This window comes from Vibrio amylolyticus (assembly GCF_023145695.1).
Lineage (GTDB): Bacteria > Pseudomonadota > Gammaproteobacteria > Enterobacterales > Vibrionaceae > Vibrio > Vibrio amylolyticus.
Map to the genome: position 1 here is coordinate 18758 of NZ_JAJHVV010000007.1, position 22132 is coordinate 40889.

General features: G+C 43.8%; 21 protein-coding genes. 5 read left to right on the plus strand and 16 right to left on the minus strand.

All coding sequences use genetic code 11. The annotated features are described in order from the left end of the window. Window positions 1–7 precede the first annotated feature (7 nt). The 5 genes from KP803_RS12010 to KP803_RS12030 form a co-directional block, all read right to left on the minus strand. Window positions 8–1267: an ABC transporter permease gene (locus tag KP803_RS12010; protein WP_248009081.1), complete on the minus strand. Its 1260-nt coding sequence runs from the start codon at window positions 1265–1267 to the stop codon at window positions 8–10. Further along, entirely contained in the window at window positions 1255–1938 is a 684-nt protein-coding gene (locus KP803_RS12015) for an ABC transporter ATP-binding protein (protein ID WP_248009082.1), read from the minus strand. Before KP803_RS12015 ends, KP803_RS12010 begins: the two co-directional genes overlap by 13 nt. Before the next feature lie 9 nt (window positions 1939–1947). Further along, the gene (locus tag KP803_RS12020; protein ID WP_248009083.1) at window positions 1948–2604 is read right to left on the minus strand and encodes a hypothetical protein; all 657 of its coding nucleotides are present in this window, start codon (window positions 2602–2604) and stop codon (window positions 1948–1950) included. 177 nt (window positions 2605–2781) lie between these two features. Then, the gene (locus KP803_RS12025) at window positions 2782–3690 is read right to left on the minus strand and encodes an aldo/keto reductase (protein WP_248009323.1); all 909 of its coding nucleotides are present in this window, start codon (window positions 3688–3690) and stop codon (window positions 2782–2784) included. 206 nt (window positions 3691–3896) lie between these two features. Continuing rightward, window positions 3897–4535: a hypothetical protein gene (locus KP803_RS12030; protein ID WP_248009084.1), complete on the minus strand. Its 639-nt coding sequence runs from the start codon at window positions 4533–4535 to the stop codon at window positions 3897–3899. Window positions 4536–4747: 212 nt separating this feature from the next. On the opposite strand from KP803_RS12030, the gene KP803_RS12035 reads away from it, so the two are divergent. The 3 genes from KP803_RS12035 to KP803_RS12045 all read left to right on the plus strand — a co-directional run bounded on the left by KP803_RS12035 (window position 4748) and on the right by KP803_RS12045 (window position 8329). Continuing rightward, window positions 4748–6775 (plus strand): alpha-amylase, encoded by a 2028-nt coding sequence (locus KP803_RS12035; RefSeq protein ID WP_248009324.1) that lies wholly within the window; start codon window positions 4748–4750, stop codon window positions 6773–6775. A gap of 206 nt (window positions 6776–6981) precedes the next feature. Beyond that, window positions 6982–7611 carry a chemotaxis protein gene (locus KP803_RS12040; protein ID WP_248009085.1) on the plus strand — a complete coding sequence of 210 codons (630 nt, stop codon included), beginning with the start codon at window positions 6982–6984 and terminating at the stop codon, window positions 7609–7611. After that, window positions 7589–8329, plus strand: a complete 741-nt coding sequence (locus KP803_RS12045) for an oxygen-binding di-iron domain-containing protein (RefSeq protein WP_248009086.1) — start codon at window positions 7589–7591, stop codon at window positions 8327–8329. Before KP803_RS12040 ends, KP803_RS12045 begins: the two co-directional genes overlap by 23 nt. Before the next feature lie 88 nt (window positions 8330–8417). On the opposite strand, the gene aroG is transcribed toward KP803_RS12045, so the two are convergent. The 5 genes from aroG to KP803_RS12070 all read right to left on the minus strand — a co-directional run bounded on the left by aroG (window position 8418) and on the right by KP803_RS12070 (window position 13270). After that, the gene (aroG, locus tag KP803_RS12050; protein WP_248009087.1) at window positions 8418–9470 is read right to left on the minus strand and encodes a 3-deoxy-7-phosphoheptulonate synthase AroG; all 1053 of its coding nucleotides are present in this window, start codon (window positions 9468–9470) and stop codon (window positions 8418–8420) included. 382 nt (window positions 9471–9852) lie between these two features. Further along, on the minus strand, window positions 9853–10815 hold the full coding sequence (cyoE, locus tag KP803_RS12055; protein WP_248009088.1) for a heme o synthase: 963 nt from the start codon (window positions 10813–10815) through the stop codon (window positions 9853–9855). Then, window positions 10812–11825, minus strand: a complete 1014-nt coding sequence (locus tag KP803_RS12060; protein WP_248009089.1) for a COX15/CtaA family protein — start codon at window positions 11823–11825, stop codon at window positions 10812–10814. Before KP803_RS12060 ends, cyoE begins: the two co-directional genes overlap by 4 nt. 123 nt (window positions 11826–11948) lie before the next feature. Further along, on the minus strand, window positions 11949–12497 hold the full coding sequence (locus KP803_RS12065) for a hypothetical protein (RefSeq protein ID WP_248009090.1): 549 nt from the start codon (window positions 12495–12497) through the stop codon (window positions 11949–11951). A 44-nt stretch (window positions 12498–12541) separates the two neighbouring features. After that, the gene (locus KP803_RS12070) at window positions 12542–13270 is read right to left on the minus strand and encodes an SURF1 family protein (RefSeq protein WP_248009091.1); all 729 of its coding nucleotides are present in this window, start codon (window positions 13268–13270) and stop codon (window positions 12542–12544) included. A 31-nt stretch (window positions 13271–13301) separates the two neighbouring features. Between KP803_RS12070 and KP803_RS12075 the strand changes: the two genes are divergently transcribed. Further along, window positions 13302–13529, plus strand: coding sequence for a DUF2909 family protein (locus KP803_RS12075; RefSeq protein ID WP_248009092.1), 228 nt, complete (start codon window positions 13302–13304; stop codon window positions 13527–13529). A gap of 55 nt (window positions 13530–13584) precedes the next feature. Here KP803_RS12075 and KP803_RS12080 read toward each other — a convergent pair whose 3' ends face one another. The 4 genes from KP803_RS12080 to coxB are packed head-to-tail and all read right to left on the minus strand — an operon-like array spanning window position 13585 to window position 17910. Further along, window positions 13585–14469 (minus strand): cytochrome c oxidase subunit 3, encoded by an 885-nt coding sequence (locus KP803_RS12080; protein WP_248009093.1) that lies wholly within the window; start codon window positions 14467–14469, stop codon window positions 13585–13587. Next, the gene (locus tag KP803_RS12085) at window positions 14466–15107 is read right to left on the minus strand and encodes a cytochrome c oxidase assembly protein (RefSeq protein WP_248009094.1); all 642 of its coding nucleotides are present in this window, start codon (window positions 15105–15107) and stop codon (window positions 14466–14468) included. The genes KP803_RS12080 and KP803_RS12085 overlap by 4 nt, the downstream gene beginning before the upstream one ends. An 11-nt stretch (window positions 15108–15118) precedes the next feature. Beyond that, window positions 15119–16762, minus strand: coding sequence for a cytochrome c oxidase subunit I (ctaD, locus tag KP803_RS12090; protein WP_248009095.1), 1644 nt, complete (start codon window positions 16760–16762; stop codon window positions 15119–15121). Beyond that, entirely contained in the window at window positions 16759–17910 is a 1152-nt protein-coding gene (coxB, locus tag KP803_RS12095) for a cytochrome c oxidase subunit II (RefSeq protein WP_486679402.1), read from the minus strand. Before coxB ends, ctaD begins: the two co-directional genes overlap by 4 nt. 318 nt (window positions 17911–18228) lie before the next feature. Here coxB and KP803_RS12100 point away from each other — a divergent pair, with 318 nt between their 5' ends. Next, window positions 18229–19980 (plus strand): phospho-sugar mutase, encoded by a 1752-nt coding sequence (locus KP803_RS12100; RefSeq protein WP_248009097.1) that lies wholly within the window; start codon window positions 18229–18231, stop codon window positions 19978–19980. A gap of 109 nt (window positions 19981–20089) precedes the next feature. Here the strand turns inward: KP803_RS12100 and KP803_RS12105 are convergent, their stop codons facing one another. Both KP803_RS12105 and KP803_RS12110 read right to left on the minus strand, forming a co-directional pair. Beyond that, the gene (locus KP803_RS12105; RefSeq protein WP_248009098.1) at window positions 20090–20734 is read right to left on the minus strand and encodes a fumarylacetoacetate hydrolase family protein; all 645 of its coding nucleotides are present in this window, start codon (window positions 20732–20734) and stop codon (window positions 20090–20092) included. A 306-nt stretch (window positions 20735–21040) separates the two neighbouring features. Then, a complete protein-coding gene (locus KP803_RS12110) occupies window positions 21041–22069 on the minus strand; it encodes a porin (protein WP_248009099.1) in 1029 nt (342 codons plus the stop codon). Window positions 22070–22132: the final 63 nt, after the last annotated feature.

A 22132-nucleotide genomic window follows, 5' to 3' on the forward strand; every position in this document is an offset into this window, starting at 1 on the left:
ATTACGATTAAACATAAACCAATGCCTCCGTGATAGGTTTATTAACGCCTTTGCGTGCTGACATCCAAGCAGCAAGGATACAAATAGCCATAACGCCAACCGAGCAATAAGCCAATAATTCGACAGAGAAATAAATATTTAGCGGATAGCCATCCGTTCGACCCGGTGGTGGTGGCATTTGAACATCAGCGACCAGTAAAGTCAGGCTAGTCACTAAGGTGATAACACCCCCAATGAAAGAGCCAATCAGTGCAAGTAGACCCGCTTCACGAACAAACCCAGAAACAATCTCATTTGGGTAGGTACCAAGCGCTGACAGCGTACCGATTTCACGAGTCCTCTCCGTCACAGACATGGTCATGGTGTTAAACAAAGCCACAAAAACGACCAGTGCCATTACCGCCCCCATGATGCCAAAGATTCGGTCATAGAGATCTTTGACTCGTGTGTAGAAGAAAGCTCGCTCTTCCCATGGTGTCACTTCAATTTCTTGAGCAAGCGTCATCTCACTCAATTTTTGTTCAACCCATAGCTGAGTACCTTGAGTTTGCTCAGTGCCGTATAAAAATACCGATAAGGTGCTCACCTTATCGCTCGCCAGTAAGTCTTGAACTGAATTGATGTGAAGGTAGAGCTGACGCTTATCAAGCTCAGGAACACCCGTAGAGTACACACCCCGTACCTTGAAATCATACGCGTTCAATGCGCCATCACTCGTCGTTGCCAGTAACGTCACCCAATCATTGATAGAGACGTTAAGGTTACGTGCTAAATCAACCGCTAGCATGACTTCTGGCTCTGTTTCGTCATATCGTGGTGATTGGATATTAGAGAGCGTCTTGCCTTCACGAACATCCAAAAAAGGACCTTTCATATCAAATTCACGATCATTAACACCAGTGCCAACAAAGATCGTGGATTTAGTGCCATTAGAAACAAGTCCTGTAAATTCAATGCGCGGTTGTACACCTCGAATACTTTGGTTCACGAGTAACTGCTTAACAATCTCATCCGTGCCTGCTAACCCGTTGGCTAAAGGGACTTCTTCATCTTGCTCAAAAAATCCCGGTTGGCTAAGGGTTAGGTGGCCTGTATCTCTTGCCGTGGACTCTTTTAGTGAGTCATAGGTATAAAGTCCAAAGCCACCAGCACTAGTGAGTGCGAAGACTGCAATTGCAACGATCAAAACAGAAAGAAGACTTCTTCGCCCATTTCGTTGTAGGTTGAGATAAGCAATGCGCAGTGAATGTGGTATTAGCTTGCCCATTTCATTGCCTCCTGGTTAATACTGCCATCCAATAGTTCAATCGTTCGATCGCAGTGTGATGCCATTCTTGGGTCGTGAGTTGCAACAATAAAGGTGGTGCCTATCTCTTTACCCAGTGATTTCATGATGTCGATAACGACGCTCGCGGTATGGCTATCTAGGCTAGCGGTAGGCTCATCAGCTATGACAATTGCTGGTTTATGAACGAGGGCGCGGGCGATTGCGACACGCTGCTGCTGCCCCCCCGACAAATTATCTGGGCGATGATTGACAAAATCAGCCAACCCGACCCGTTCAAGCATTGCAATCGCTAAGCGCTTTTGTTCAAGTGCCGAGTAACCGTTTAGCATCAAAGGATAGGCCACGTTTTCCCACGCACTCATAACAGGCACGAGGTTGAACTTCTGGAATACAAAGCCTAATTGATTACGTCGAGTCTTCGCCGCTTCCATTCTGTTTTTAGAGTATTGAACATCAGACATTGTAATCTCACCCTGATAATCCATATCTAACATGCCTAGAATGTTGAGTAAGGTGCTTTTGCCTGATCCAGAAGGGCCACACAGCGCCACCATTTCCCCTTTGGCAATCGAACCGCTCGCATCCGTTAGTGCTTGAACACTTTGTTTACCGAGCTGATAACGCTTACTTATTTGATTAAATTCCAACATATTGAGATCCTAAGCAGCTTGATTGATCAATGCTTCAGCTTGCAGTGTCATTGGGTGATGAGCGTTTTGAGACTGCATTTCAGCGAGCCACAGATTCGCTTGATTCACATCGCCGGCGCGTAAAGATGCCTTAATGGCGTAGATGTAGATCCAAGACGTGGCTTCATAGCTCTGTGCATTAAAGGTCTCGTCTTCAAGAAGATCTAAATAGATGTCATAACCACGCTCAAAATGGTTGAACATATCGGGTAAAGAAGTAAACGTAGAAGCGGCGATCGCCTTCGCTAACACAGATTCAGGTAACCCTTGTCGATACACTTGTTGATCGATAGAATTTGCATCCAAGAGACTCAGCCCTTTCGAGATCGTCGCTAAACCCTGCTCGGTGTATTTCATTTTGTTCCACGGCATGAAGGCATCACGGCCCATTAACGTTTGGGTACTGCCTAGGTACACCATGCTCAGCGCATCAGCCCCTTCAGATTTAATTTGCTGACTGAGCTGCTCGTAAACGACGTCTACTTTACCCTCATCGCCCTCTGCCGCGAGATTATATTGAGAAATTACCGCCTCACTTGGCGCAGCAATAACGTTAGTTGCCATCACTGCCTGACCGCTGATGAGTAGAGTCAGCGCGGTTAATTTAAATGCATGTTTGATGTTCATGGTGATTATCCTTTCACTGGTTGATGGTGAAAGATTAAAACGACCTTGAATAGAGTGTTGTACGTTGCGACGAATGGTTGAATGTCGACGTGAATGGTAGAGAAAGAGCGTCAATGGATAAAAAAACCAGCACAAGGCTGGTTTCTAAATATTGGTATTAAAGCCGAAAGGTGCTTTCTATGGCACACCGTGGCCTTTTGATGCGACCCAAACTCGATACCACTGCTCACGAGTTAGCTCCATATCAAGTGACGCGACCGCGGATTTCACTCGCTCAATCTTACCTGAACCAATGATAGCGAGTGGATTTGACGGAAGGCGACGAACCCAAGCGTAGATCACTTGATCAATGCTCTCCGCGCCAATTTCAATTCGCAACGCTTCAAGTTCAGCGATGACGCGCTTCTCTTGCTCACTCGTGCCATTAAACAAAGCACCACCAGCTAGGCACGACCACGCCATAGGGCGAATACGGTTCATCTGTAACTGATCTAGTGTTCCATCATGAGCCACTTCAAAGTTCAGTGGGTTAATCTCAACTTGATTGGTCACCAAAGACTTACCAAGCCTTGATTGCAATAGATCAAACTGACGTGAAGAGAAGTTTGAAACACCGAAATGCTTCACTTTGCCAATCTTATGTAGCTCGGAAAATACTTCAGCGACTTCATCAGCGTCCATCAATAAGTCAGGACGGTGAATAAGTAACACATCCACATTCTCTACACCTAAACGAGTCAAAGAGTTATTAACCGATTGGTGAATATGCGCTGCGCTTGTATCGTAATGATTGATTTTACGTTGAGGATCTTTCGCCGTACACAGATTGATGTCGCACTTAGTGACGATTTGAATGTCGTCTCTTACCGACTTATCAAGCGCGAGGCCTTCACCGAAAAGTTGTTCACATTCGTAGCCACCGTAGATATCGGCATGGTCAACCGTTGTGATGCCCAGTTCAATATGCTGCTTAAGAAAAGTGAGCCTCTGCTGTGGGGTCATCCCCCATTCACCAAGACGCCAATAGCCTTGTACTAGCTCTGAAAATTCAGGGCCTTGAGGGGCCATTGTCACTTTAGCTGGGATCGCTAGATTTGCTGCCATGTGCAGTTCTCCTATAATTAAACTGGCTTCAGAGTATGCGTGTCGCCAACTTTGCTCAATCCCTGTGAATGCAAAGTCATGTAAAGCTTCTTAATTTGGGCGATGAACCACATTTAACAAACTTAATTGAATAAAGTTCTTCCACAATTGTTATCAATCAAAGCCATTGATAAACAAAGCTCATTCACTCACTCTTTATGGATACTGAAAAGGATTGAGATGGTCACGCCATCACTCACAAAATTTACAGTTCGGTCCAGTTCTGAATTCGAACTGACCGTCATTAGCTTCAACGATATTTCGATGGGATCAGAGCTCGACCCTTGATTGATAAATTCGACAAGCGCTTTATCAACCTCTCTTTCTCCATAAATAGCCAATTTCTCCGACACTGAAAAACGTTGATCATTTTTATAAACATCACGAACTTGAAAACCATCTTTACGCAAGCTCAGTTGCATCTCTGTATAGGCACTCAAACTAAAGTCAGAAGTAATTTCAAGTGCGGTAGCACGGTCGCTTTGGTCTACCATCAAACGCGCATCAACGTCGGTATTGTAATAACGACTACCCTCACCACAAAACTCTTCATTATCACGTTCTAAACCGCAGTCATACAGGTTCGGATCACGTTTTAATTGAGTTAAGTTCAAAAGTGGCACATCAGACAAAAACGGCTGAAAAATATAGGAATGATAGGTAGATGATGCCTGAGTCTGGCTGGCATAACTTAGAGCGATAAAAAAGATCGCAAGCACACAAGAAGCAAAAAATTTAGTGCCTATTTGAACCATCATAACCATCGCCTCATTATCTTTCTCAATCACTTTCCTCTATTTTACCAACAATGCCTTTGGCTCAACTCCCCCCTACTATTACGCTCTCTGCGCCCCTCGTTCCCGTTTTGTGAAACACACCAAACTTTAGGGCGTAGAGTTTAAGAATGATGTCGAATGTCCTTAATGAAATTATGATGCTTTTTCCATCACTACTCTAAGGATTGAACGTGAAACGAATTCCAACGGGCATCTTGATATTAATGATTGTCTCAATCAGTTTTACCGCTGTCAGTTTTGCCAACCCAAACCTAACCATATCTACCACGACAACCAGTCGAGATTTGCCACTAGATGAAAATGCACCACTGGTACTCTCATTGAGTAAGGATAATTACACATTAACCGTGTCTGGTGTAGAAGGCCGCTGTGAATCAGATCCAGAACAGAAGATTTCGTTTAGCCAACCCATTCAGTTATCGTGTTCAGCTCCACTCATTATTCCTTTAAAGATCCGCTTTAGTGGTGATTATGCGTTCTATTATAATGCCGTCGAACAGACGATACTGTTCAAGCGACAGGCAAAGAAAAATACCCGTCAAGCATTTCAACGCCCTCTACCAACATTGCAGTGTGAACAAAACACAACCACACACCATACGATCAAGCTCGGTAATAGTTTTGAAGAAGGAACGCAATTGCGGGAAGTCTTTACTAACCAAATACTGAGGGTTTCTAACCAACAAGTGACTTTAGCACCGTCACCACACAGTGGAGGGCTTGTTCTACTTGAACCGGTAGAAGAAACGTCACATCCATTTAACTACAGAAATGCGAACATCTACTTTGTTATGGTTGATCGATTTAATAACGGTGACGTCAGTAACGATAACAGTTATGGGCGTAAACCAGATGGTCAGGATGAAATTGGTACGTTTCATGGTGGTGATCTTAAGGGGGTAATCGAAAAGCTCGATCATATACAAAGCCTAGGAACGGATGCTATTTGGCTATCCCCTATCGTAGAACAAGTGCATGGTTTTATTGGGGGTGGCGATAAAGGCAGCTTCCCATTTTACGCTTATCACGGTTACTGGACTCGCGACTTCACAAAGATTGATCAAAACTTTGGTCAAGATGAAGATTTAGAAACACTCGTTAAAGAAGCTCATAAACGAGGCATCAAGGTTCTCCTAGACGCAGTGATTAACCACTCTGGTTACGCAACACTGGCCGACTTACAGTTTGATGATATTGAGGTCGTTCATTCATCAGATTTACCTAAGAAATGGGCTCAATGGGTACCGAACTCCGAACAAAACTGGCATAGCTTCCATCAACACATCAACTATGAAAGCCAACAGTGGAGTCAATGGTGGGGAGGTGACTGGGTGCGTGCTGGTCTACCGAGTTATCCAAAGCCGGGGTCAAGCGACACGACAATGACGCTAGCCGGTCTGCCTGACTTTCGTACGGAATCAGATGAAACAGTCACGCCACCTACTTGGCTTATTAACAACCCAGGGACTCGTGTTGAGCATAAAGAAAACTATACCGTTAGTGATTACTTACTAGAGTGGCAAACAGATTGGGTTCGACGTTTTGGGATTGATGGCTTTCGAGTCGACACGGTCAAACATGTAGAAAGCGACGTTTGGAAAAGACTAAAAAGCGAAGCGACAGAAAGTTTGCAGTTATGGCGAGAAGAGAATAACAAAACAGGTGAACCCTTTTGGATGATGGGTGAAGTTTGGGGGCATCCTGCGTATAGAACCCCTTATTTTGACGACGGTTTTGATGCGTTAATCAACTTCGATATGCAGAAGAAACTCGATAAAGGCGCGGTATGCTTTAGTCAGATGTCCGATACCTACCAAGACTACTCGGATAAAATGCAGCAAAGCTCAGACTTCCTTCCTGTCAGCTACATGTCATCTCATGATACGGAGCTCTTTTTCAGTCGATATAAATCTTTTGATATCCAACGTAATGCCGCTAATGCTCTATTACTTAGCCCAGGGGCCATACAGGTTTACTATGGCGATGAAATTGCGCGAAAAATTGGACCTTATGCGGATGATTTCCATCAAGGAACTCGCTCGAGTATGAACTGGGCTTTTGATGAAGAGCAACAAGGTTTACTTGCACACTGGCAGACACTCGGACAATTTCGCCAAAAGCACCCAGCTATTGGCGCGGGAGTGCACAAAGAAATCAAACAAGACAACGCGTATGTTTTTTCACGTCAGTTTGAAAATGATAAAGTCGTTGTTGCTTTCATAGGGCATTGATCTTCTCTGTTTATATTGGATACATGAGCGAAATCGAACGTAACTAATCCGCTAACTTAGTGGGTTTAATTTAAATAAAAGTTATGAACTCTCTTCACTACGAGAAATGTTCAATAGATATTGAAGGGATTTCATAACTTAACTTTGCACTTATCATATCTAGTCTATAGTTAATCATTATAAGTTAATGAATATTGACGGAAACTATGGCTAGTAAACCCGTATTTGTTATTGCAGCAGAAGTTGCAGCTGAGCTTAACCGTGGCATGTTGATTGCCAAACGCCTGTTGCTTGTCGCAAGTAATGCACGGGCACTGGCTCTACGTGCAGGAGAAAGTGCCGCTGGGTTTCGCCCTATTACCGACTCTATTGATGACCTTGTTCGTGTCACCCTAGAGACATCACAAACCATCAATGTCAAAGCTCAAAACTTAAGTCGTATAGCAACAGCCGGAACTCGATCCTCTTCTGCTGTTGACCGATTTGACCTTGTCTATAGTAAGAACCCAGATGCAAAGTTCCTAGCTACGCTGGATCACGCCAGAGAAAATAATTTTTCCGAATACACCGAAATCAGCCACCGATTTTGTTCAGAAGCCAAGAGCCTTCATGACATGCTCCAAACCTTATATGACGAGCTGAGGATTGCTCAAATCATCTCTACCATGTTGAGTGTGGAAGCCTCTCAAGCCGATGAAAAATACCAAGCTCAACTCAATACGATAGCCGACAGCGTAACCGAGCTTGCAGAAGCGATTCAAAAGCACGTTTTACAATCTCTTAAACTCTTTTCTCTTTTTGCTAGGGTGAACTATGCAATCAAAAGTACTATATGAAAATGGACAGCACCGATGGGTAGTGTTTGCTCGAGACCCAGAGAAACCTGAAAAAATCGTCGATACCAATCAATATATGATCGTAAACCGTGATCAAGCTATTTTGCTCGATCCTGGTGGTATAGAACTGTTCTCCGCAATGCTTGGGTGTGTCGTTAAAGAGGTTCCTATTGAGCACATCGTTCACCTTTTCGCCTCACACCAAGATCCAGACATTATCTCTTCGCTCGGTTTATGGGATAAAGCGCTGCCCTCCGCAACGCTTCATACTCCTTGGTTGTGGGAGTCCTTTATTCGTCACTTTGGTATGGAGTCCATAACCTTTTCGGGGATTGCTGATAGCGGCGGTAAAGTATTGCTATCCGGACAAGAAATTCAGTTTATTCCAGCCCACTACATGCACTCTTCTGGTAACTTTTCTGTCTATGATCCAGAAGCTAAGATTCTTATGTCAGGTGATGTGGGAGCGGCGTTGGACAAACCCGACGCACCATTTTTTGTTGAAAATTTTAGTGAACATATCCCAAAAATGGAGTATTTCCATAAACGATGGATGCCATCAAACCGAGCAAAACACGATTGGGTTGAGAGAGTCAGCCGCTTAGACATTGATATGATGTGTCCACAGCATGGCGGTATCTTTCGAGGAGATGATGTGAAGCGTTTTCTTGACTGGTTAGATGCGTTAGATGTGGGTATTGCCATCAACTCAAACTAACTCACTTAAATAAAGTGAATACAAAAATGGCTCCCAGTTTAGGAGCCATTTTATTAGTTCGATATTAACTGAGCTTTACAGCTATCGATTATGCTTCGCGACGTGCTTGAACTGCATCAGCAAGTTGACGCAGAACCTTTTCAGTATCTGCCCAACCGATACAAGCATCTGTTAAAGACTGACCGTAAGTTAGCTCAGCACCTTCAACTAAGTCTTGGCGACCTTCAACAAGGTGAGATTCAATCATGACACCGAAGATAGCATCTTCACCACCTGCGATTTGGTTTGCAACATCATCAGAAACAACCATTTGACGTTGGTACTGTTTCGAGCTGTTAGCATGGCTGAAATCGATCATCACTTTCTTAGGCAGACCTGACGCTTCAAGTTCCTTCTTAATAGTACCTACGTGATCAGCACTGAAGTTTGGCTCTTTACCACCGCGAAGAATGATGTGGCAGTCAGGGTTGCCTGTTGTTTCAATGATCGCTGAATGGCCATATTTAGTGACAGATAAGAAGTGGTGTGACGCACTTGCTGAACGAATGGCATCAGTTGCTATCTTAATATTACCATCAGTACCATTTTTGAATCCGACAGGGCATGATAGGCCAGAAGAAAGTTCACGGTGAACCTGAGATTCAGTAGTACGCGCACCAATTGCACCCCAACTAATGAGATCGCCCACGTATTGTGGAGAGATCATATCTAGGAATTCACTCGCTGTCGGCATACCTAGATCAGTCAAATCAAGTAGTAACTTACGAGCAGTACGTAAGCCGTCGTTGATTTTGAACGTGTCATTTAGGTACGGGTCGTTGATAAGCCCTTTCCACCCAACTGTTGTACGTGGTTTTTCGAAGTAAACACGCATGACAACTTCAAGGCGGTCACCAAGCTCATCACGCAGTACTTTCAGACGTTTACCGTATTCAATCGCAGCGACTGGATCGTGAATTGAACATGGGCCAACAATAACAAGCAGACGATCGTCTTTATCCTGAAGAATATTTGAAATCGCTTCACGTGATTGGAACGTAGTCGAAGAGGCTGTTTCAGTCGCTGGAAATTTTTCTAACACTGCTACGGGTGGTAATAGTTCTTTTACTTTATTAATTCTTACATCATCAGTCTGAAACATTGCTTACTACTTCCTATTTATCTACTTACCGAGCTCATATCTTTAAAATTCAATACTTATTACTCGATGAATCATTTCCTGTTCCCTGTAACTTATCGACTAACGAACACAAGTTCAATCATTAATTTATCAAAAAGGCAATATTTGTAAGATTTTTACATAAACAATGAAATGTAAACTTTTAATTACACACAAGAAGAGCCCGTGTTATGGGCTCTTTGTGATGACTCTAGAAGTTGAGTGAAAGGGAATTGACGAAAAAATCAGCGAATCCTTTCTTTTCTGATCAAAATGGTCAATTTATTACAATTACATAACAGGAAAATTCGGATTATGTTCACCTTAATCGTAACGTAACTTACTGACAAATATAGCGTAGAGGTTAAATTAAATAGTGGTCCAATAACAAGGCTGCAAACAAAAACATGAGATGATAAATGGAAAACTTGAAGGTTTGCATTGCTTGAGTTGAATCATTCGTAACCTTTAGCTGCCATGCTGAATGTATGAATCCGGCACTTAAGACGAGAGAAACCGAAAGATAAATCATGCCACTCATCCCAACTAATACTGGCAACAAACACACAAGAGCAAGTAATACTGTATACAACAACACCGACGTTTTGGTGTATTCAACCCCATGTGTGACAGGCAACATTGGGATATCCGCTCGCGCGTAATCATCCTTACGATGTATTGCTAACGCCCAAAAGTGTGGAGGCGTCCAGATAAAAATAATCATGACGAGCAACCAAGCATTGGCATGCAGCTCACCCGTTATCGCCGTCCAACCCAACAGCGGAGGCATTGCTCCCGCGATACCCGCTATAACGATGTTTTGCGGTGTCGCCCGTTTCAAATACAACGTGTAAATAACCGCATACCCGATAAGGCTAGCAAACGTCAACCAAGCCGTTAAGCTATTTACCACAAAATACAACAGGGCAAACCCACTTATGCCTAAAGTTAACGCAAACGTAAATACGTGTAAGGCCTTGATTTCACCAGAGGGTAGCGGACGCTTATGTGTTCTCGCCATAATCCCGTCAATCCGTCTATCAATAAGGTGATTAAACGCAGCGGCAGAGCTCGCCATTAAGCCAATGCCGATTAAACCAAACAAGGTAGGCTGCCACGGTAGTACACCATTGGTTGATAAACACATACCAACAACGGCCGTGAGTAACATCAAGGCAATGACTTTAGGCTTGGTTAACGTTAAATAGACTTTCCATTGTGAACGAAGGCTAGTATCACTCTCGATTCGTGTTTGGCTCTGAATCTCAGCTTGAATCGACTCTGATTGTATAGAGTCCGCTTCGATAGATAGATGTGATTTAATCATTGAGTGCTCTCCTTGCCTAACGCAATTTCCTTATTGGGCTGCCAGAGTAAAAAGTTGGCGTGAAGTACGGTGATCAGCAACAGAGCCGCACCTAAATTATGGGCTACCGCAATCCCTAGCGGTAAATAAAACAGAACGTTACTAACTCCTAACGCAATCTGAAGCAGTAAAACAAACAGTAATCGCCAGCCAACACCATTGAGTTGAGGCTCGAAGCTCGAGATGCATTGGTACGCTAGAGCCAAAACCGCAAGAGTAGCCACTATCGCACCAATACGATGTGAAACATGAATGGTCATTCTTGCATCGTAGTCTAAAACACCAAACTCGTAGTTGCTGTAGCCTGCTTGAAGAAAATCAAACGCAGCCGAAAAATTAAGCTGAGACATCCAATCCCCTTCACAAATGGGTAAACGACTGCACATCAGAGCCGCATAGTTGGAAGACGTCCAGCCACCAAGAATGACTTGAAATACCACAATAATAAAAGTCATAGCCGCAAGTGTTCGTATTGAGGAAGGAATCGACAAATGGTCTATAGGCTCTCGTAAATGATTCAGCCGCCACGACATAATGGAAAGCCCAGCCAATATAGTAAACCCGCCAAGTAAATGCCCCATCACCACAATGGGGAGAAGTTTTAGGGTTACTGTCCACATACCAAGAAGTGCTTGGAACACGGTCACTGCAGACAGTAAGATAGGAAGCGTTGGCTTCATCTTTTTCTGTTTAATACTCAACGCACTCACTGCAAAGATCAGTAACCCTAACGTTCCGGCTAAGTATCGATGAATCATCTCTAGCCACGCTTTTTTCGGTTCTACCGCTCTTTCTGGGAATGCTGCGTTCGCATTGGAAATCTCGTCACCACTTGGAACAATTAACTGCCCATAGCAACCTGGCCAATCTGGACACCCAAGCCCAGCATCTGACAAACGCGTGTACACTCCCATCAAAATGACAAAAACGGTCAAAATCAAGGTAATCCGAACCAAAATGACTAGCTTCATATACTCTCCCTGTAGTGAATTTATGATGAAATGTTGATTCACCATTCCGTTTTCATCTCTACATATTCAACGCAATATCTTTAATTATCTCTAAACCAACTTATAAGCTCCGCGTAGCATTGCTCATCCCACACGAGATAACTTCAACAGCTTTCTAAAGTCAGCAAGCAGCCCTTTGCTCTGACTCACCAACTCTTCTTCCTCTGACGCCTTCGGATAGCGCATGACTAACTGCCCTAGTGGGTCAACAATCACATATTCAAAGCCGCTAACACGTTCTGAAAACGCACTCGATACTTCTATCGTTTGGTATTTAAGCCCAGAGACAGCTTGTGGATCACTTTTATCGGAGACAAATACAACAGGTTCTACTCGTGATTTTTCTTTGCCTAACGCTGCGTAGCTTTGACCGAGCAAATGAAGCTGTTTTTGACAGAACGAATCACAAACTTCGGGAATCATGTACGCGAGTTGCCAACTGGTTTTATCAAGAGGATTGTCGACGCCTAATTGAGAGAACGTCGTAGACGGCTCAATTAACAGCCCGCGGTTGGTGACACCTGATTCGTACCATTGATTAGACAAAATCAACTTGGCGCTTATCACTGGCATCGCAAAGACAAAAATCAACGACAGTAATAAAATCCGACCTCGCCAAACTGCATTCTTCATATCATATCCTTATGATTTAGCTCTTTAATTTTTAGTCTAGTTGCTTATTCAACATTTGCCTTATCCTGAACAACTTTCAGTGCGCGAACTAAGACATAGACACATAAAACCCCAAACGCTAACGCCATCGAGAACCATTGAACTGCGTAGCCAAAATGCTTAGATGACAACATTGGCAAAGGCTGCCACGGTTGAGGATAAGGCCAACTTTCTTGCTTCGGTTGAAATACATAAGGCGCTAGTTCAAAGCCCAATTGCTCTGAAATCTCCGGGATATTTAGGTTTTGAATTCGAAATGGTGTCGTTGTCTCTAATCCAAGGTCAGTACTCAAAGGATTCGTCGATTTTTGATAAAGCCTTCCAATTAGATTTTGTTCCTTACTTAACCACTCAACATCAGGAAGCAAAGAGCGTTGCCTAGTGCCAGCGACGAAACCTCGCTCCAATAAGAAAAATCGTTCAGCTCCATCCGTTACCACTTGATACGCAAGGTAGCCAACCTTTCCGTTATAAATTTGATTATCTAAGAGAAAAGTAACGTTTGAGACTAGTGGTAAAGGGGAAATATAAGAACTGACATTCAGCCCGGTTAATGGCTCGTTTCTATGGCGTTCAAGTGCTAGCGGTAAAGGTAGCGGGGCTTGCTCTTCCCTGTGAGATAACATCAACTCAGTTTCCTGCTTCGCTTCACCACGAGACAACTGCCAAAAACCCAATTTGACCAAAAGCGAAAAAACAACCACAGTTAATAACAAGCCGAGCCAAAAACGCATTGATTTCAACAATATGCATATAGGAAACATAATGGCGTTGATATTTAAAATCATACTGATCCTGCTATTGCTTTTTATCATTTTTAATTTAGCCAGAGCGCTAATAAAAATGGTTAAGGAGCCCTCTGAAGACCAAGAAAACAGGTCTTCAATGAGCCATTACCTTGGTCGTCGGGTGATGTTCTCCGCTTTCGTTGTTATCCTTTTGCTTATCGCCCTACTGACTGGCTTTATCGAGCCAAACAGCCGACCTTATTGAGCGCTAAACGAGGCTAACTCAGCTAGCGCTTAGTGTTTGCTAACGAGCGTGTGATTTATAAAACATACACAAAGATGAACAAAGTCAGCCATACCACATCAACAAAGTGCCAATACCAACTACCGGCTTGAAAAGCGAAGTGCTCCTTAGGTGTAAAATGATCTTTTGCGATTCGGGCCAGTAACACCACTAGGAATGCCGTCCCTAAAAAGACGTGTAAGCCATGAAAACCAGTAAGTAAAAAGAAAGTATTGCCATAGATGCCAGAAGAGAGTGTGAGCCCCATCTCTTGGTAAGCGTGGCTGTACTCTACCATTTGGTAATATAAGAAAAAGCCGGCTAAGACAATGGTTATCTCTAACCACACAATCAGCGCCATACGCTTGTTTTTTTCTAAGCTGATGTGCGCCATGTGAAGCGTTATAGACGACAACAACAATAAGATTGTATTAAGCAGAGGGATACCTTGCCAAGGCATCGCTTCAGTTGTACTTCCATCGGGCGTGACTTCTAGAGGCCAAATAGCCTCAAACGCGGGCCACAAAACCTCATGAGTCATGAGGTTATTACCTGCTCCCCCGAGCCACGGTACCGACAGTATGCGAGCGTAGAACAAAGCACCAAAGAAAGCCCCAAAAAACATCACTTCAGAGAAGATAAACCAACTCATACCTTGTCGAAACGAACGCGCAATTTGATCCGAATATAGCCCGGACAAAGACTCATTAACCACACTGGTAAACCAACCCGCTAATATCGTCAGCAAAACCAAAAATCCAATGGTCAAAATCACGTTACCAAAAATACTTCCGGCACCGCCCACGTGTAAGTTCTGCACAGTTACGCCTGCACCCACTGCAACCAGAAAGAGCGCTACCGCGGCAAGAATAGGCCAACTACTTTGTGCGGGAACGTAGTAATGTTGATGTTTCGAACTCATGGTTTGCTCCTTGCAATACTTGACTCATTCGCCTGCATGGCCAAGTCTTCTCCGTCTAGTTCATTCGCGCCTTTCCCTTCTTCGGTAATGTTGTACAAAGAATAAGAGAGTGTAAGAGTATGAATAGATTCAGGGATGTCTGGTTCAATGTAAAAAATGAGTGGCATTTCAGCTTGAGCGTTTCCATCTAACGGCTGTTGGTTAAAGCAGAAACACTCAATTTTGTTAAAGTAACTCGCCCCTAAGCCAGGCGATACCGATGGAACGGCCTGCCCAATTAATGCTGTATCGGATTCATTAGAAGCGATGTAAGTGGTTTGAATGACTTGTCCTGGGTGTACGTCCATCACTCGTTTTTCAGGAGTGAATTTCCACGGCATGCCTTTATTAATATGCGCCATAAACTCAACTCGAACTGTTCTAGATGTGTCAGGCACCATGCCTTGTGGTTGCACGGCCGATACGGTGTTGGTCTTGCCATTGATACCTAACGCATCACACATAATGTCGTAGATAGGTACCAACGCAAACCCAAAGCCAAACATCGCCACCGTCGCTGCTAGCAGCTTTAACGTCAGTTTTTTATGAGGCCGATTCTTGCTTTGACTTGGCTCATCCGGTTGATTTTCTTTCGCCATATCAAAGCTCCCTAGTCAACTTTCGGTGGCGTAGAGAACGTGTGGTAAGGCGCAGGGCTTGGAACATCCCACTCTAACCCTTCAGCTCGTTCCCAAGGTTTCGACGGTGCTTCTTTTCCACCTCGAATACACTTGATAACAACCCAGACAAAAATCAGTTGAGATAACCCAAAGATGAAACCACCAATCGACACAATTTGGTTCACATCCGCAAATTGAATCGCGTAATCAGGAATTCGTCTTGGCATACCCGCTAACCCTAAAAAGTGCATAGGGAAGAAGAGTATGTTGACCGAAATAACAGAGCACCAAAAATGGAGTTGCCCAAGTTTTTCGTCGTACATATGCCCCGTCCACTTAGGTAGCCAATAGTAGGCTGCGGCCATAATCGAGAATATCGCTCCCGATACCAAGACATAGTGGAAATGCGCGACAACAAAATAGGTGTCGTGATACTGGAAATCCGCGGGGGCTATAGCAAGCATCAACCCTGAAAAGCCACCAATAGTAAACAAAACAATAAAGGCAATTGAGAACAACATCGGTGTTTCAAAGGTAAGGGCCCCCTGCCACATGGTGGCTACCCAGTTAAAGACTTTCACCCCCGTGGGGACAGCGATCAACATGGTGCAATACATAAAGAAGAGCTCAGCAAACACTGGCATCCCTGTAGTAAACATATGGTGAGCCCATACAAGGAACGACAACAGTGCGATACTACATGTCGCGTATACCATAGAGTGGTAACCGAACAACTTCTTACCGCTAAATGCAGGCAAGATAGCCGACACCACACCAAACGATGGCAAGATCATGATGTACACTTCGGGGTGTCCAAAGAACCAGAAAATATGCTGGAACATTACGGGGTCTCCCCCACCCGCCGCATCAAAGAAGCTGGTTCCAAAGTATTTATCGGTCAAGATCATCGTGACCGCGCCCGCGAGAACGGGCATCACCGCTATGAGCAAGAATGCGGTTATTAACCATGTCCAAACGAATAATGGCATTTTAAACCACGTCATACCCGGTGCTCGCATATTCACAATAGTGACAATCACGTTGATCGCACCCATGATCGAGCTTATCCCCATTATATGGACAGAGAACACAAACAGTGCCGTGCTATCTGGCCCATAAGTGGTTGAGAGTGGCGCATAAAAGGTCCAACCAAAGTTAGGTCCGCCGCCTTCAGTAAATAGGGATGCGATCAAGATTAAAAAAGCAAAAGGAAGAATCCAAAAGCTCAGGTTATTCATTCTTGGCAATGCCATATCTGGCGCACCAATCATTAATGGGATCATCCAGTTAGCTAAACCAGTAAAGGCTGGCATAACCGCACCAAACACCATGATAAGCCCGTGAACCGTAGTCATTTGATTGAAGAAGTCCGGCTCAACAAGTTGCAACCCTGGTTGAAACAGTTCAGCACGAATCACCATCGCCATCGCGCCGCCAGTAAAGAACATGATCAAGCTAAACCAAAGGTATAGCGTCCCGATGTCTTTATGGTTGGTTGAATATAGCCAGCGTCCAATACCGGAAGGCGCATGATGATGATCATGATCTGCGCCATGATCCGAGCCATGAGCGCTACCCAAATCTGCTTCAGATGCTTGAGCTGATTTTATTTCACTCTCTATAGACTTTTTCATTGCGCTGCTTCCTTAGACTCTTGCGATTGAGACGATTCTTCCTTGAATGCGTTGACGTCTGACGCTTGAATAACATCCCCTGTGTCATTACCCCAAGCGTTTCTTTGATACGTTAGAACCGCCGCGATTTCTTGCTCGGTTAGCTGATTAACAAACGCCTGCATTGCAGTTCCGGATCGACCGTTTACCACAACGTCCATATGCGGTTCGATATCGCCAAGTGCAATTGCGCTGCCTTTAATCGCAGGGAAGGCACCGGGAATACCCATACCACTGGCTTGGTGACAAACGGCACATCGGTCGACGTACACTTTTTCACCTTGTTGCATTAAATCGTCCATCGATAGATTCGCCGTTAACGCCGCTTCTGCTTCTTTCTTAGCGGCGGCTAATTCGGCTTTTTTATCTGCTAACCACGCTTCGTACTTATCTTCTTCCATGGCATGAACCACGATTGGCATAAAGCCATGGGCTCGCCCACAAAGCTCTGCACACTGGCCACGATACACGCCCGGTTTATCAATTTTCGTCCAGGCCTCATTGATAAAGCCCGGAATAGTATCTTTTTTAACGGCAAAGTCAGGCACCCACCACGAATGGATGACATCGTCAGACGTTAATAGGAACCGGATTTTACGATTAATTGGAACCACAAGAGGATTATCCACCTCCAAGAGATAATGCGCGCCCTTTTCTTCTATTCCTTCAATTTCTTTTTGCGAGGTGGCAAGCAGACTAAAAAACTCCACATCTTCACCAAAGTAGCTGTAGTGCCACTTCCATTGTGAACCTGTCACTTTAACCGTCAGATCCGACTGAGAAGTGTCTTCCATCGCTATTAGGGTTTTCGTGGCGGGGATCGCCATAGCCACCAATATAATGATAGGAATCACCGTCCAGATAATTTCGACTTTGGTACTTTCATGAAAATGAGCGGCAACTGCACCCTTAGATTTTCGATGATTAATGATGGAATAGAACATGACACCAAATACAACAACGGCAATCGCACAACAAATGTAGAAAATCAGCATATGTAAGTCATAGACTTTTTGGCTGATTTCAGTCACCCCTTGGGTCATATTCATTGTTGATTTTGGTGCATCGGTTGATTCAGCTAAAACGCTCGATGCAACACTAGAGAGCAGCGCAACACTACTCAATTGCCAACTCGTGGCCGATAGTCTTCTCAAAAGATTTCTCCTGTGCCCACACACCTTAAATCTTGCGATTTCCAGCCTTGGTGCTCAATCTAAATTAGCCTTCACTAATTCATCTATTGAATTGGGAAAATGTCCTATAAACAGCAATTTCGATATGATTTGTTATATTTATGTTAATGATGCTAGTTAGTGATTTTGAAATGTGCAAGAAAGTACCAACAACAAAGTGCTATAAATCACTTATCACCTAAACTAAAAATGAAGCATCAAATGTCGGAGCTTATTAACAATAAGGAGAACTATATGTTGGAGCGAGTAACTCAATGGTTAATGAGTGATCCGGACCCAAAGACTCGAGAAGAGCTTCAATACCTCATTGATGAAAAAATGTATGACGAATTAGAGGCACGGTTTGACGGGCGTTTGAAGTTTGGGACTGCTGGTTTACGAGGCGTAGTAGGCTGTGGCCCAAATAGAATGAACAGACTCGTGGTTCAACAAACAGCCACAGGGTTAGGCCACTATTTAGTCTCAAAAGTCACCAATGCAAACAAGCGTGGCGTGATCATTGGTTACGATGGCAGAGTAGATTCAAAGCAGTTTGCTCACGACTGTGCATCTGTATTAACGGCGCTTGGCATAAAAGTGTACTTAACCTCTAACGAGATACCAACTCCTGTCGTCGCGTTTGGAATTCAACGTTTGCATGCCGCCGCCGCGGTGGTAATAACGGCAAGCCATAACCCTCGCGACTATAACGGGTTAAAAGTCTACTGGGAGAATGGCGCACAAATAATTCCTCCTCATGATTCTGGTATCGCCTATGAGATTGATCTTGCGACTTTTAAACCAATCCCGCTTATGTCTCTCGATGATGCAAAGAAACACGATTTATTAGAGTGGCTTGACGAGAGCTACATCGACTTATATCAGTCTTGTATCCTTGACCAAGATCTCTTTCACCGCGATATAGAGGCGTGTAATGTCACCATTGCTTATTCCGCTCTTCATGGGGTTGGTGGATCGCTAGCGATGACAATGCTTAAACAAGCGGGTTTTAAAGGCGTTATGAGTGTCGCAGAACAACATCAACCTGATGGAGAATTTCCTTGTCTCGATTTTCCAAATCCAGAAGAAAAAGGGGCGATGGATGCGGTCATTGAACTTGCTGATTCAATTGAAGCTGATATTGCGTGCGCCAACGATCCCGACGCCGATCGCTTTGCGGTTGCCGTGCAATTAAACCAAGGCGGCTATAAGAAACTCACTGGCGATCAAATTGGTGTGCTTTTCGCAGATTATCTCTTCAAAAAATTTCAAGCTTGTCGCGATGATCGTGCAATTAACTTTCCAACAAAACCTTTTGTCGGAAACACCGTCGTTTCATCAACACTGTTTAAGAAGCTCGCTTTCAATTACGACGCCGAATATTACCAGACATTGACTGGGTTTAAATGGCTAGCAAACATGGCAATGCAACACCCTCAGTATCAATCTAACTTCCTGCTTTCCTATGAAGAGTCAAATGGCTACTGCATTGGACCTTTAGTTCGCGACAAAGATGGCCTATCGGCTCTCGTCATGTTTGCACAATTAACCGAGCAGTTGAAACAGAACAATCGAACTATTTGGCAACGGCTTGAAGAGATCTATCGCCAGTATGATTATTATCTAACTGAGCAACAAAGCATCTACTTTTCCAATAACAGTATTGATGTGTGTGAAAAACTCCGTGCACATCCACCAACCCATATCGCAGGCTTACAAATCATAGCCTATGAAGATCTTAACCAGTCACTGCGGTTTATTACCGGAGGGGCAACAGAAGTACTTAACCTACCTTGCGCTAATGTTTTGATTTACTACCTAGAAGAGAACACTCGAATCATTATTCGACCTTCAGGGACCGAACCAAAACTCAAGTGCTATTACGAGGTCATAGAGCCTATCCATGACGACGAGATATTTGAAGTGAAACAAAGGCAAGCACAACAGACGATGGATAAATTGATAAATGCCCATCAATTAACGTTACTTGCTTTAGGAGAGCCATGAGAATGACTTGATTGATCGAGCATCGATACTTTTAACAGTTGTTACTTTATAAATAATGCTACTCGATAAACAGTCTTAAACGATAAATTGTATTGTTAGGTAAACCGTGTTACTCGGCTACCCACTCAATCTCAACTAAGGTGGTATCAGCACATTTTAGGCGAGCTAGAAAAATGTCGCCTTGATGCACTTCACCAACGCCTTTAGGCGTGCCAGACATCACAATGTCACCATCGCACAATGTGGTGTAACTCTTAAGCTCGGCCAAAATGGTGGCGGGAGAATAGATCATCTCACCAACTTGCCCAACTTGAACTCGCATACTGTTGATAAACAATTCCACTTCAAGCTGATGGATATTAACATCACGTATAGAAACGAAACGGCTAAACACAGCAGAATCATCAAAACTCTTTGCTCGCTCCCATGGTAAACCTTTGGACTTGAGCTGAGATTGCAGAGCGCGCTTTGTGAGATCAAGACCAATACCGACGCCACTGTACTGCCCTTTAGTGATTAAAAAACAGATTTCAGCTTCATAGTGAATGGTATCTCGTTCATCAAATTGCAGACCACCGGTTCGGCGAGCGCCTGAATAAAGTCTTGAGGTAATGGCGCTATTAGGTTTATTAAACACCACCATCTCTTCAGGAATGGCGTTATTAAGCTCGTGAATATGCTCGAGATAGTTACGTCCAATACAGAGGATTTTTGAAGGGGTTACCGACTTATCATCAATTCGTATTGAGCGCATGAGATTCCTTATTCCATTGATAGGCTGAAAAGAGAGAAGAAAAGCTGAGCGCAGATAATAACCGATATAGTGATGATAAAAATAACAACGAAGCCTGTTTTAATGACTTAAATGTAAAACTAAGATCACCCCCTCAAAGTTATGAAATGATGGCACTCACCCGTTAATCAGTAACCAATTTTTTTTAGCTCGACACCTAAGCACGTTTTCTTTAGACGACAAAAAACGCTCCCTATAAATAGAGAGCGTTTTCATTATCAAAGTAACATTAAGCTGTTACAGCGTTCTTTCCTTTAAGCGAGAAGCTTATAGGTAGAAACGTGCGCCGATAACCCATTTGCTATCAGTGTCTTGCTTAGCACCTGAGAAATCTTTGTCGTTTAGGTCAAACTGGTAACCAGTGTAACCAACGATGTTAGAAGCGAAGTTGTACTCAGCTTGAAGAGCTAGCTCTTCGCGAGTTGTCGCTTTAGAATTATCGATCAGGTCTTTAGCTTCATTTGTTTCGTAGTTGATGCTGAAGTTTAAGCTGTTTGCAAGTGCATAAGCAGCAAGTAGCTCGTATGAATCAGATTCAGCACGAACTACATTTTTATCTTCAGTCATAGTGTAAACACCAGCTAGGTAAAGACCGTTGCCGTATGAACCGTAAGATGCAGAAACAGTATGAAGGTCTAAAGAACCTTTAGAACCAGAGTCAGCTACATCACCAGTGCTGTAAGCGTAACCTACAGAAGCACCCATGATTTCGTATGAAAGAGTCGCTTGAACACGGTCTTTATATTCAGCGTAAACTTCGCCTTCAGTAGCACCTTGCCATGCAACACCAACGTTTAGTGCGCCAGCATCACCTAGGTCAAAACCGTTACGGTAAGAAGCCATGTTATCAGCACGAGTCAGACCAACTTTAGCGAAATCAGCACCAGCGTATAAGTAGTCATTGGCAAACGCGATTGGCATATCAGTTACGCCAGCTACATCGTAGTAAGGTGCCCACTGAGTACCAACAACTGTACGACCAAGCTCTTCGTGAGTAAGACCAACATAACCTAGACGAGTAGACATTGCGTTGCCACCGTTAGTTAGGTAGTTCAGCGCGTATTCACCACGAGCATCAACAACAAAACCGTTACCTAGGTCTTGAGTTGCGGTAAAGTTAATACGTGGAGAGTTAGTACCAACATCAGTATCACCTTGCTCTGAACCATTAAGGTTAACAGAAACGTGGCCGCCCATTGCGAAAGTAGTACCGTCGTTGTTGTAAAGTTCAACAGCAACTGCTTGAGCAGCGAATGTAGAAGCAGCAATTGCTACAGCTAGAAATTTTTTATTCATTTTAAAGTCCATATATACGTTTGATTTGTCCACTGACAACCCGATGCATCACCAGTAGTGGTG